General features: G+C 32.4%; 13 protein-coding genes. 7 read left to right on the top strand and 6 right to left on the bottom strand.

Annotation, left to right across the window (positions count from 1 at the left end):
• Positions 1 to 72 precede the first annotated feature (72 nt).
• The gene (locus tag CD121_RS07435) at positions 73 to 1,485 is read left to right on the top strand and encodes an MFS transporter (RefSeq protein WP_017636391.1); all 1,413 of its coding nucleotides are present in this window, start codon (positions 73 to 75) and stop codon (positions 1,483 to 1,485) included.
• 298 nt (positions 1,486 to 1,783) lie between these two features.
• Here the strand turns inward: CD121_RS07435 and vraX are convergent, their stop codons facing one another.
• From vraX to CD121_RS07425, 3 genes are all read right to left on the bottom strand, one after another.
• Positions 1,784 to 1,957, bottom strand: coding sequence for a C1q-binding complement inhibitor VraX (gene vraX, locus CD121_RS12260; RefSeq protein ID WP_017636390.1), 174 nt, complete (start codon positions 1,955 to 1,957; stop codon positions 1,784 to 1,786).
• A gap of 224 nt (positions 1,958 to 2,181) precedes the next feature.
• Positions 2,182 to 3,012: a bifunctional hydroxymethylpyrimidine kinase/phosphomethylpyrimidine kinase gene (gene thiD / locus CD121_RS07430; protein WP_126567749.1), complete on the bottom strand. Its 831-nt coding sequence runs from the start codon at positions 3,010 to 3,012 to the stop codon at positions 2,182 to 2,184.
• A 109-nt stretch (positions 3,013 to 3,121) separates the two neighbouring features.
• A complete protein-coding gene (locus tag CD121_RS07425; protein ID WP_126567746.1) occupies positions 3,122 to 4,102 on the bottom strand; it encodes a choloylglycine hydrolase family protein in 981 nt (326 codons plus the stop codon).
• Positions 4,103 to 4,251: 149 nt separating this feature from the next.
• Here CD121_RS07425 and CD121_RS07420 point away from each other — a divergent pair, with 149 nt between their 5' ends.
• The 4 genes from CD121_RS07420 (at position 4,252) to CD121_RS07405 (ending at position 7,290) form a co-directional block, all read left to right on the top strand.
• Positions 4,252 to 4,920 carry a uracil-DNA glycosylase gene (locus CD121_RS07420; protein WP_017636387.1) on the top strand — a complete coding sequence of 223 codons (669 nt, stop codon included), beginning with the start codon at positions 4,252 to 4,254 and terminating at the stop codon, positions 4,918 to 4,920.
• Complete coding sequence (locus tag CD121_RS07415) at positions 4,913 to 5,308, top strand: YwdI family protein (protein ID WP_126567744.1); 396 nt, start codon at positions 4,913 to 4,915, stop codon at positions 5,306 to 5,308. The genes CD121_RS07420 and CD121_RS07415 overlap by 8 nt, the downstream gene beginning before the upstream one ends.
• Before the next feature lie 24 nt (positions 5,309 to 5,332).
• A complete protein-coding gene (locus tag CD121_RS07410) occupies positions 5,333 to 5,701 on the top strand; it encodes a DUF423 domain-containing protein (protein ID WP_096807881.1) in 369 nt (122 codons plus the stop codon).
• 107 nt (positions 5,702 to 5,808) lie between these two features.
• A complete protein-coding gene (locus CD121_RS07405) occupies positions 5,809 to 7,290 on the top strand; it encodes an APC family permease (RefSeq protein WP_017636384.1) in 1,482 nt (493 codons plus the stop codon).
• A 65-nt stretch (positions 7,291 to 7,355) separates the two neighbouring features.
• Here CD121_RS07405 and CD121_RS07400 read toward each other — a convergent pair whose 3' ends face one another.
• From CD121_RS07400 to hemQ, 3 genes are all read right to left on the bottom strand, one after another.
• A complete protein-coding gene (locus CD121_RS07400) occupies positions 7,356 to 7,808 on the bottom strand; it encodes a threonine/serine exporter family protein (RefSeq protein WP_017636383.1) in 453 nt (150 codons plus the stop codon).
• Positions 7,809 to 7,820: 12 nt separating this feature from the next.
• Positions 7,821 to 8,585 (bottom strand): threonine/serine exporter family protein, encoded by a 765-nt coding sequence (locus CD121_RS07395; protein ID WP_017636382.1) that lies wholly within the window; start codon positions 8,583 to 8,585, stop codon positions 7,821 to 7,823.
• A gap of 501 nt (positions 8,586 to 9,086) precedes the next feature.
• Positions 9,087 to 9,836: a hydrogen peroxide-dependent heme synthase gene (gene hemQ, locus CD121_RS07390; RefSeq protein WP_126567742.1), complete on the bottom strand. Its 750-nt coding sequence runs from the start codon at positions 9,834 to 9,836 to the stop codon at positions 9,087 to 9,089.
• A 171-nt stretch (positions 9,837 to 10,007) separates the two neighbouring features.
• Here hemQ and pta point away from each other — a divergent pair, with 171 nt between their 5' ends.
• Positions 10,008 to 10,997 carry a phosphate acetyltransferase gene (pta, locus tag CD121_RS07385; protein WP_117238842.1) on the top strand — a complete coding sequence of 330 codons (990 nt, stop codon included), beginning with the start codon at positions 10,008 to 10,010 and terminating at the stop codon, positions 10,995 to 10,997.
• Complete coding sequence (locus CD121_RS07380; protein WP_126567739.1) at positions 10,997 to 11,839, top strand: lipoate--protein ligase family protein; 843 nt, start codon at positions 10,997 to 10,999, stop codon at positions 11,837 to 11,839. Before pta ends, CD121_RS07380 begins: the two co-directional genes overlap by 1 nt.
• Positions 11,840 to 12,029: the final 190 nt, after the last annotated feature.

The following is a 12,029-nucleotide window of genomic DNA, read 5'->3' as shown; positions in this document are numbered from 1 at the left end:
AAAATTAAATCAATTTGACAACATTAACTATCATAGTATAATTATGTAACATACAAAGGAGTGTTAAATTACATGGATTTCGAAAAAGAAAATATTAACATGGTCGACGCTCAAAAAGCGAAAAAAACCGTTGTCGCAACCGGTATTGGTAATGCCATGGAATGGTTTGACTTTGGTGTTTATGCTTATACGACAGCTTACATAGGAGCGAACTTTTTCTCTCCAGTCGACAATCCTCAAATTCAGCAAATATTTACATTTGCTGCATTAGCGATTGCATTCTTACTTAGACCTATAGGTGGTATCGTATTTGGTATTGTGGGAGACAAATACGGTCGTAAAGTTGTATTAACTACAACAATTATATTAATGGCACTGTCTACATTAACAATTGGTTTACTACCAAATTATGACACGATTGGTATATGGGCACCTATTCTCTTGTTATTAGCGCGTATTTTACAAGGTTTCTCTACTGGTGGGGAATATGCAGGTGCAATGACATATGTTGCAGAGTCTTCACCAGATAAAAAGCGTAATAGCTTAGGTAGTGGATTAGAAATTGGTACATTATCTGGTTATATTGCAGCTTCAATTATGATTGCATTATTAAGTTTCTTCTTAACTCATGATCAAATGCAAGCATGGGGTTGGAGAATTCCATTTATTTTAGGTTTATTCTTAGGTTTATTTGGATTATACTTACGTAGAAAATTGGAAGAATCACCTGTATTTGAAAATGATGTTGCAGAAACTCCGAAAAGAGATACGATTAATTTCTTTGGTATCATTCGTTATTACTACAAAGATATCATCGTTTGTTTCGTAGCAGTAGTATTCTTTAACGTTACGAACTATATGGTGACAGCATACTTACCTACATATTTAGGTCAAGTTGCAAAAGTAGATCAAACGACAACTAGTGTCATCATTACTTGTATCATGGCAATTATGATTCCATTAGCTTTAGGATTCGGTAAATTGGCAGATAAAATAGGTGAAAAGAAAGTATTCTTAATCGGTACTGGTGGATTAACGTTATTAAGTATTGTTGCATTTTCATTATTAGCAACAAAATCATTACCGTTCATTATCATTGGTGTCTTAATTCTAGGATTCTTCTTATCAACTTATGAAGCAACAATGCCAGGATCACTTCCAACGATATTCTATACACATATTAGATATCGTACATTATCAGTAACATTTAACGTATCTGTATCATTATTTGGTGGTACAACACCATTAATTGCTTCATGGTTAGTTGAAGCTACAGGTAATGTATTAGCACCAGCTTATTACTTAACAGCAATTAGTGTTATTGGATTCTTAGTTATTACATTATTACATGCAGCTACAGCAGGTAAGTCACTTAAAGGTTCTTACCCTAACGTAGATAATGAAAAAGATAAAGCTTATTATGAAGCTCACCCTGAAAAAGCATTATGGTGGGTAAAAGAACGACAAGAAAAAGAAGACTTTTAATTAATATGTGAGTCTTGTGGTAATTGTTAAATACAATTGTCATAAGACTCTTTTTTTAATAGAAAAGTGCTAATGTTAAGAAGGTTCAAAGTTTCTCTCTGAACCACCAAAGGGGACAACTTTGGTTAACATTAGCACTTTTTATCGTTATTAAGATGAGTATTTTAGGGATGATGGCATTTAAAGTGTCTGTAGTTAGGGGACAAGAAACTTTAAAACCATTGTTTGAACGTTTGAAACATGGATCTTTTACCTTTTAAACTTTAAATCTGTAGATTCTTGATGCTGAAAATAACAATCATGCGTGACTGAAATGCATTCTGTCGACGTCATTTTCAAGTAGAGAGAGTAATCGATAGATATCATTTTTATTAAAGGTTTCATCAAACTTAACAGTGATTGATTTGAATTTTTTAGTAATGATTTCGTATTTAGGAATACCGTCTTGGATATCTTGTTTATGAATAATCATGTTGTTATACCTCCTTTATCTCTCTACACTTTATATCATACACGTTCATCAACCATTAGACATGAGGCTTTGGTATCAACTTTAACTCAGTCTATCATTGGATAATCAACTACGACTATATATGTAGGTAGAAGTTAGGTGATTAATAGAATGAAAAAGGCTTACACTATACAAAACATGCGATAGTGTAAGCCTAGTCTATTTAATAAAATCTATGATTATATTTAAACTTCAGTTACTTGAACGTCAATTTGTTCTATACGACGGTTAGCACCATGGTCAACAGGGCCAACAAAGTCGTTCATTTTCCAACCATTTTTAATAGCTGAAGCAACGAATGCTTTTGCTGCAATGACTGCTTCTTTAGGTGATTTACCATTTGCAAGATAAGCTGTTGTCGCAGCTGCAAATGTGCATCCAGCACCATGATTGTAGCTTTGTTGGAACATATCTGTAGTTAATTGATAGAATGTTTTACCATCAAAGTACAAGTCATATGATTTATCTTGATCTAAAGCTTTACCGCCTTTAATAATAACGTGTTGAGCACCTTTGTCATAAATGATTTGAGCTGCTTTTTTCATTTCATCAATAGAAGTTAGTTTACCTAATCCTGATAATTGACCAGCTTCGAATAAATTAGGGGTAACCACTGTTGCTTTAGGTAATAAATATTGAATCATTGCATCAGTATTTCCCGGGTTAAGTACTTCATCTTCACCTTTACAAACCATAACAGGATCGACAACGAAATAGTTAGCGCCAGATTGTTCATAAACTTCACCAGCACGTTTAATGATTTCTTCTGTACCTAGCATACCAGTTTTAATAGCATCTGGACCAATAGAAATAGCAGTTTCAAGTTGTTTTTCAAATACATCCATAGGTAATGGTGTTACATCATGAGACCATGTTTTTTTATCCATAGTTACGATAGAAGTTAAAGCTACCATACCGTATACGTCTAATTCTTGAAAAGTTTTTAAATCAGCTTGCATACCAGCACCTGCACTAGTATCTGAACCAGCAATTGTTAATACTTTTTTTAATGCCATTTGAATTCACTCCCAATGTTTTCTAATACTGTTACCATCATATCACGATTCACATAGTAGCAAAATAAAATAGTGTCATATTATAAAGTTTATTTATCATGTTATCTAATTAGTTAAGATGAGTTATTTTTAACTGATGATCAATATCGATAAATGTCATATCATTTTTTGATAGTAAGTCTTCATTTAATTGAATTTTAAATATTTGGTTTGTGAAATAAGGTTTTAAAAAATAAGTCCTATTTTTACTATCCATTACTAATTGATATTGCGTGTAGTGTGTTTCCCCAGCATCAATGACGGCACCTTGAGGAATGCTTACAGAATCTAATATTTTAAAACAATTAATCAAATTTTGTTCTTCATCGTTTGATTGTGGTAGTTGATGTCTTAAATAACTTGCTCTTACGAAACGTTCAGGAGAAGTATATCCATCTGGTAATCCATTTGTACCTGCTTCAGCACCCATAGATTTTACTAATAATTTGCCTACTAAATGATTAGTAGACTTTTCAGGCGATAAAAAAGCATAATTTCTTAAATTTTGTATGTGCCATTCTAAATTGGGTGAATTAGTAAGCACATTTATATGATTGTCTTTAACAATAAGCAAACCATTATGTGGTTCTACTGACACAGTATGACCTTCACGGTCAGTTATAATGAAGTGAAGCGGTGGTACAATGTTCAACGTTTCATTCTTCTCATGCATAATATTGACCTTTTTGACTTTTTGCTTTAAGTCTTGAATATTTTTAGTGAAGCCAAGCACCCATATGATAAATTCTTCAGGAGCTAAATTAAAATAACCATAACGTTTATGTTTGCTATAAGATGCTTCGCCAGTAAAATAATGATTTGAAATAGCGATGCCGCATTCATTAACACCATCTCCAAAACGATATCGACCTACCTTTAAATTAGTGCCGACAAAACCGTAAGTGAGTTTCATAGATGGTTCTAAATCAAATTGATAATCAAAATTTCTAGGTACTACAGTTGGTATGCCGTTAAATTCAAAAGCAAAGTCCATAGTTCTAGCTAAATAATGATGTTGCTGTTTTGTGTAAAATGAAAATCCTGTACACATATACGTCTCTCCAAACTTTTAATTCATCTTATTATGAACTATATATAATTCAAGATAATTTGTAAACTTATTTTAAATAAAAGTTTACATTAAACCTAATTATAATTTGAAGGTAGAGATATGTTAAAATATCTTTGAGGTGAAAAAGGATGGAATGGTCTGAAGTTTTTCATAATATTACGTCTAAACATGATTTCAAGGCAATGCATGACTTTCTTGAAAAAGAATATACAACACAAATTGTTTATCCAGATAGAGAAAATATTTATCAAGCCTTTGATTTAACACCGTTTGAAGACATTAAAGTTGTCATATTAGGGCAAGATCCTTATCATGGCCCTAATCAAGCGCATGGGTTAGCTTTTTCAGTACAACCTAATGCTAAATTTCCACCTTCATTAAGAAATATGTACCAAGAATTAGAAGAAGACATAGGTTGTAGACGTCAGTCACCACATTTACAGGATTGGGCAAGAGAAGGTGTGTTACTTCTTAATACAGTATTAACTGTAAGACAGGGTGATGCTCACTCCCATAAAGATATTGGCTGGGAAATATTTACAGATGAAGTGATTCGTACCATTTCAGAGGAAAGAGAAGATGTTGTGTTTATTTTATGGGGAAAACCCGCCCAACAAAAAATAAAATTAATCGATACATCTAAGCATTATATAATAAAGTCACCACATCCAAGTCCATTATCTGCGTATAGAGGGTTCTTCGGCTCTAAACCTTATTCAAAAGCAAATTCATTTTTAGTATCAAAAGGTAAAACGCCTATTCATTGGTGTGAAAGAGAGGATAATAGTCATGGATAAAGACAAAGTGATTCAATTAATAGAACGAGAACTCGTTCAAGCTGACGAATCAACTTCACAACAAGATTTTGAGAAACATATGTATGCGATACATGCAATTACAGCACTTTATACATCTTCGGCTACAGACAAAATGAGTATGGGAAAATCTAAAGGTAATGATTTTACGCATACAGAGGTAAGTACAGCGAATAAACCAATGAGTGATAATTGTAGTAAATCTGGATATGATAATGTGACAGTTGAAGAAATTAGAGCAATGGGTGGAAAAGTTTCTAATACGGAAAGTGCAAAATCTCAACCAACCAATACGAATTCAATCTCTAATTCTAATTTAATGACGACTGATGATGAAATAGGCAATGGTGAGTCTATATTTGATTTTTAAACATAAAGGAGAACATAAATTATGATGAAATTATTTATTATATTAGGAGCCTTAAATACAATGATGGCTGTTGGAACTGGTGCATTCGGTGCACATGGTTTAGAAGGTAAGCTATCAGAAAAGTACATGTCTGTTTGGGAAAAAGCGACAATGTATCAAATGTACCATGGACTAGCATTATTAATTATTGGTGTGATTGGCGGAACAACATCAATCAACATTAATTGGGCTGGATGGTTAATATTCTTTGGTATTGTATTCTTTAGTGGTTCATTATATGTATTAGCTTTAACACAAGTGCGAATATTAGGTGCTATTACACCAATTGGTGGCGTATTATTTATTGTCGGCTGGTTAATGTTAATTATTGCAACGTTTAAGTTTTCAGGTTAATAAAACCGTTAGTTCAGTTTTTGAAATAAAATTAATAATAATTCGATATTTAAGTTACATGACTCACCTTTTCGGGTATACACATACATCGAGGTGAGTTTTTAATTATGGAAAATAACGAAAATAAAAAGGTAGATAGAGGCGACCTCAAAAAGAACTTATCAGAAAAGTTTGTTTGGGCGATTGCATATGGTTCATGTATTGGTTGGGGCGCATTTATACTACCAGGGGATTGGATTGGGCAAGCAGGTCCTGTAGCTGCGTCCATTGGTATTGTCATTGGCGCTATACTTATGATTTTAATCGCAGTAAGTTATGGTGCTTTAGTAGAAAAATTCCCCGTTTCTGGTGGGGCATTTGCATTTAGTTTCTTAAGTTTTGGTAGATATGTAAGTTTCTTCTCTTCATGGTTCTTAACCTTTGGTTATGTCTGTGTTGTAGCATTGAATGCCACCGCTTTTAGTTTATTGATTAAATTTTTATTACCAAGTGTACTCAATAACGGAAAAATGTATTCAGTTGCAGGTTGGGATGTCTACATAACTGAAATTATTATTGCAACAGTATTATTACTTGTCTTTATGTTTATAGCTATTAGAGGCGCAAGTGTATCTGGGTCATTACAATATTATTTTTGTGTAGCTATGGTTATTGTAGTATTATTAATGTTCTTTGGTTCATTCTTTGGTAATAACTTTGCCTTAGATAACTTAAAACCATTATCAAATCCACATGAAGGTTGGTTCATGTCTATTATCACTATAGTAGCAATTGCTCCATGGGCTTATGTAGGATTCGATAATATACCACAAACAGCCGAAGAATTTAACTTTGCACCAAACAAAACATTTAAGTTAATTGTGTATAGTTTACTTGCAGCATCTATGACATATGTTGTAATGATTTTATATACAGGATGGTTAAGTACAGATCAAAAAAGTTTAAATGGCCAGTTATGGTTAACAGGTGCAGAAACACAAACAGCATTTGGTTATATTGGTTTAGCTGTATTAGCTATTGCTATTATGATGGGTATCTTTACTGGATTAAATGGATTCTTGATGAGTGCCAGCAGACTACTATTCTCTATGGGACGTTCAGGAATTATGCCAAGAGTATTTAGCCGCATTCATAGTAAATACAAGACACCTTATGTAGCAATTATTTTCTTAGTTGCGGTATCTTTAATAGCACCATGGTTAGGACGTACTGCGTTAACATGGATTGTTGATATGTCTTCAACAGGTGTTTCTGTAGCATACTTTGTGACTTGTTTATCTGCTACTAAGTTATTCAGTTACAATAAACAAAGTAATACGTATGCACCAATTTATAAAACATTCGGTATTATTGGTTCAGTCGTATCATTCATTTTCTTATGTTTATTATTAATACCTGGTACACCAGCATCACTTTCATTACCATCTTATATTGCATTAGGTGTATGGTTAGTATTAGGATTGATTTTCTTTGTCATTCGCTATCCTAAATTGAAAAAAATTGATAACGATGAATTAAGTAGATTAATTTTAAACAGAAGTGAAGATGAGGTAGAAAACATGGTTGATGAACCAGTCAAAAATAAATAATAATTAAAAAGTCATGATGAGAAAAGAGAGAACCTCTTAAATACTCATCATGACTTTTTTTATATTTATAGTTTTTTTCTAGTTATAGCGAACCCAGAAATAATGATTTTTGAAATTTGATCTGCAAACAGTAAACCTAAAGCAATAGCACCTGCAATTAATGTAACTTCAAGCATGGTATTGATTGCTTTATTAAAGTGTAATAAAACTAAGCTTTTAGTAGCATCGTAAGCAAGACCGCCAGGAACTAAAGGTATAATTCCAGTTACCATAAAAATAATAGCGGGTTCTTTTTTATATCTAGCCATATAGTGACTTAATAGACCTAATGCAAGACTACCGAAGAAGCTGGAATATATTGTATGAGCTTCTAATCCATTATAGAACAGTGTGTAAACCATCCAACCACAAGCCCCAACAAATCCACAAGATAGATATAATTTTCTAGGAGCATCGAATATGACACAAAAGAACAGAGATGCTAAAAAACTAAATATAAAATTTAAAATCCAAAACATATAACAACTCTCCTAGATTAATATTAATATTGAACTTACACCTGCACCTATACCAAATGAAGTGACAAGTGCTTCTAAAGATTTCGTTGTAAACATAAGCATATGGCCACCAAATAAATCTTGAATCGCATTTGTTATCAATACACCAGGAACAATAGGCATGACTGAAGCGATAATAATGGTCGCAAGATTACCTTGAGGTACTAAAGTATGACCAGTTACAGCAATCAAAGCTATAACAACAGAGCCTATAAATTCAGGTATGAACTGAGCATGTAACTTTCTATCTAGTATTTCAACAACCAGATAACCTAAACTACCTGCAAGTAGAGCAGTAATAATATCTACTAGGGAACCACCTTGTAAATATAAAAAACTAACTGCAATGATTGCTGCGGCAAATCCTTTAAAAGGAAGGCTGCTATCTCTTTTAGCGACATAAATTTTTTCTAATTTTTCTTTAGCTTCTTCAAGACCCATCGTCCCTTTAGTAATTAAACGAGAAATTTCATTTGCTTGTGAAATCTTAATTAAATTAGTGTCTCTTGTTTTTATTCTAAACATACGTGGGGTTGCTTCATTATGTAAATGAAATTGAATAACGGTATTTGTAACGAAGCTATTACTTTCTTGATAACCTAATTTTTTAGCGATGCGATTCATTGTATCTTCTACCCGTGTACCTTCAGCACCAGATTCAAGTAAAACACGTGCGGCTAACATAACCACATCTTTGATGAGACGTTCATGCTCGTTTTCATTTACTACTTTTGTCATTTAATCACCAGTTTTTAAAATTTTTAAATTTAGATATATTAATTATAGAGTATGAAAAGAGAAAAAACCATTATATAGCGATAAAGAAAGGCTGTAAAACATTTCAGTTTTAATAACTATATAGAAAAAAGAAGTGAATGACAAAATTGATAAGCAATTTAATTCATGATTTTTCGATAAAATTTAGAAAAATAAAAGGAAAATGTATAAATTGATACTTATATAAACTTATTGCATTTTATATATAACTCAACACTAAAATAATGTTTCAAATATTTCAAAAAGGTTAAATTAATATTAGTTAACTATTACAAAATATATTGGGTAGCGACAATATATTTAATTTAGTTAACTTATACGTAGTAGTGATTAAAGTTCTCCCAAGGATACTACACGTCAGAAGTACACTTTGCTTGCAAAGTGTACTTTTTTAATTGGTTTATAGATATGAAAAGAGAATCCCTATTCATATAAAAATAGGAATTCTCTGATAATCAACTGTTAAATTTTGAAAAATTGATTGAAGTTTTCAGGGTTTAAAATATGACCTATATAGAAACTTCCGAAGTCTCCATAACGTGCAGTAGTTTCATCAAAACGCATTTCATAAACAATTTTTTTGAATTGTAAGACGTCATCTGAGAATAAAGTAACACCCCATTCAAAGTCATCAAAGCCGACAGAACCAGTGATAAATTGTTTGATTTTACCAGCATATTTACGCCCAATCATTCCGTGGTTATACATTAATGATTTTCTTTCTTCCATTGGTAACATATACCAGTTATATGTTTCATTTCTACGTTTATCCATAGGATAGAAACAAATATAATCAGAATGTGGTAGTTCAGGATATAATCTAGCTTTTACATGAGGGTTTTCATATGGATCCTCATCAGATTTACCTGCTAAGTAATTACTTAATTCAATGACTGACACATAAGAGTATGTCGGAATAAAGAAATCAGCTATACGTAATTTGTTAAGTTCATTTTCAATTAAATTAAGGTCTTTCATTTCAGGACGTAAGAACCATAATAATAAATCGGCTTTTTGTCCTGTAATATTATAAATAGCTTGGTCTCCTGTATGAGAGCTTCTAGCTTTAGATTTATCGTTCACGAAACTTTCGAATTCAGCAATCATTGATTCGCGTTCTTCTTGAGGGACTAATCTAAAAGTAGCCCAATCAACTGCATAAAATAAATGTAAACTATACCAACCATCTAATGTTTCGGCTGCTTCACTCATGTTTATCGCTCCTTTAATTCTATAATATCAATTCACATTAAATTTTATCATAAATAAATAGTCAGCTCCTAAGTAAATGATTACAAAAAAGTGAAATGGAATTCTATTTTAAAATAACGTATAATTAGTTTTGTAAACGTTATTATGAAAAAGAAATTCAAGGAGGACATTATGGCTAATCTATTAAATGTATTAGAAAACAAATTATCAGGAAAAAATGTAAATATCGTGTTACCTGAAGGGGAAGACGAACGTGTGTTAACTGCGGCTACACAATTACAAACTACAGATTATGTAACACCAATCGTTTTAGGTAATAAAGAAAAAATTCAATCCTTAGCAGAAGACAAAGGTTTGGATATTGCTAATATAGAAGTCATCGATCCTTCAACAAGTGAATTGAAAGCAGAATTAGTAGACGCATTTGTTGAACGCCGTAAAGGCAAAGCAACACAAGAACAAGCTGAAGAATTATTAGAAAACGTTAATTACTTTGGAACAATGCTTGTATACACTGGTAAAGCAGCAGGCTTAGTAAGTGGAGCAGCGCATTCAACTGGTGATACTGTTCGTCCAGCATTACAAGTTATCAAGACTAAACCTGGCGTATCTAAAACATCTGGTATCTTCTTTATGATGAAAGGCGAAGAACAATATATCTTTGGCGATTGTGCAATTAACCCTGAATTAGATGCACAAGGTCTTGCTGAAATTGCTGTTGAAAGTGCTAAATCTGCACAAAGTTTTGGTATGGAACCTAAAGTGGCTATGTTAAGCTTTTCAACTAAAGGATCTGCTAAATCAGATGACGTGACTAAAGTTCAAGATGCATTGAAATTAGCACAAGATAAAGTAGCAGAAGAACAATTAGACAATGTTGTTATTGATGGCGAATTCCAATTTGATGCAGCAATCGTACCAAGTGTAGCTGAGAAAAAAGCGCCAGGTGCTAAAATTCAAGGAGATGCAAATGTTTTCATTTTCCCTAGTTTAGAAGCAGGTAATATTGGTTACAAAATAGCTCAAAGATTAGGTGGATATGATGCAGTTGGTCCAGTTTTACAAGGCTTAAATTCTCCTGTAAATGACTTATCTCGTGGATGTTCAATTGAAGATGTCTATAACTTATCAATTATTACTGCTGCACAATCATTACAATAATGGACTTAGCAAATAAATATTTTAATGACATAGAATGGCGATACATTGACCATTCCAGTGGTTTGGAACCTATGCAATCATTTGCTTTTGATGACACGTTTAGCGAAAGTGTAGGTAAAGATTTATCACCTAACGTAGTGAGAACTTGGATTCATCAACATACTGTTATTCTCGGTATTCATGACTCTCGATTACCTTTCTTAAAGGATGGTATTGCCTATCTAACAGATGAAATGGGCTATAACGCGATTGTACGTAATTCGGGAGGTCTTGGGGTTGTCTTAGATCAAGGAATATTAAATATTTCATTAATGTTCAAAGGGCAGTCAGAAACGACAATTGATGAAGCATTTACTGTTATGTATTTGCTTGTTGCCAAAATGTTCGAAGACGAAGATATAGATATAGATACTCTTGAAATTACACATTCTTATTGCCCTGGAAAATTCGATTTAAGTATTAATGGTAAGAAGTTTGCAGGCATTTCACAAAGACGTGTAAGAGGCGGTATTGCAGTTCAAGTCTATCTATGTGTTGAAGGTTCGGGTTCAGAACGTGCATTAATGATGAAACATTTTTATGACCGTGCTTTAAAAGGTGAAACAACTAAGTTTATTTATCCTGATATTGAACCACAATGCATGGCATCCCTTGAAACGCTTTTAAATAAAAAGATTACTGTACAAGACACCATGTTTTTATTACTATATGCCATCAAAGATTTAGGTGGACGCTTAAATATGGACCCAATCACTGACGATGAGTGGCAACGCTATGAAGGTTATTTTGATAAAATGATAGACCGTAATGCAAAAATGATAACTAAAATGAACGAAAAGTAGTATAAATTAGATAACAATGACAATTTAAAATAATTAGCCGTCTTATTTAATATGACTTAGTACCACAATATAATCGATATTGAGGTTTAATGTCTTTAAAATAAGACGGTTTTTTATAGTTTTTGCAGTGATAACGTAGTTTAATAAACTATAAAAATGATGTATTGAGTACATTAAATTTCTTATATTA

The organism is Staphylococcus pasteuri, assembly GCF_003970495.1.
GTDB lineage: Bacteria > Bacillota > Bacilli > Staphylococcales > Staphylococcaceae > Staphylococcus > Staphylococcus pasteuri.
This window is presented reverse-complemented; position numbering and strand designations above follow the sequence as displayed.

Excerpts from the sequence above, each read along its gene's own strand:
- CD121_RS07435 (WP_017636391.1), top strand. The coding sequence starts at position 73 with ATGGATTTCGAAAAAGAAAATATTAACATGGTCGACGCTCAAAAAGCG.
- vraX (WP_017636390.1), bottom strand. The coding sequence starts at position 1,957 with ATGATTATTCATAAACAAGATATCCAAGACGGTATTCCTAAATACGAA.
- thiD (WP_126567749.1), bottom strand. The coding sequence starts at position 3,012 with ATGGCATTAAAAAAAGTATTAACAATTGCTGGTTCAGATACTAGTGCA.
- CD121_RS07425 (WP_126567746.1), bottom strand. The coding sequence starts at position 4,102 with ATGTGTACAGGATTTTCATTTTACACAAAACAGCAACATCATTATTTA.
- CD121_RS07420 (WP_017636387.1), top strand. The coding sequence starts at position 4,252 with ATGGAATGGTCTGAAGTTTTTCATAATATTACGTCTAAACATGATTTC.
- CD121_RS07415 (WP_126567744.1), top strand. The coding sequence starts at position 4,913 with ATGGATAAAGACAAAGTGATTCAATTAATAGAACGAGAACTCGTTCAA.
- CD121_RS07410 (WP_096807881.1), top strand. The coding sequence starts at position 5,333 with ATGAAATTATTTATTATATTAGGAGCCTTAAATACAATGATGGCTGTT.
- CD121_RS07405 (WP_017636384.1), top strand. The coding sequence starts at position 5,809 with ATGGAAAATAACGAAAATAAAAAGGTAGATAGAGGCGACCTCAAAAAG.
- CD121_RS07400 (WP_017636383.1), bottom strand. The coding sequence starts at position 7,808 with ATGTTTTGGATTTTAAATTTTATATTTAGTTTTTTAGCATCTCTGTTC.
- CD121_RS07395 (WP_017636382.1), bottom strand. The coding sequence starts at position 8,585 with ATGACAAAAGTAGTAAATGAAAACGAGCATGAACGTCTCATCAAAGAT.
- hemQ (WP_126567742.1), bottom strand. The coding sequence starts at position 9,836 with ATGAGTGAAGCAGCCGAAACATTAGATGGTTGGTATAGTTTACATTTA.
- pta (WP_117238842.1), top strand. The coding sequence starts at position 10,008 with ATGGCTAATCTATTAAATGTATTAGAAAACAAATTATCAGGAAAAAAT.
- CD121_RS07380 (WP_126567739.1), top strand. The coding sequence starts at position 10,997 with ATGGACTTAGCAAATAAATATTTTAATGACATAGAATGGCGATACATT.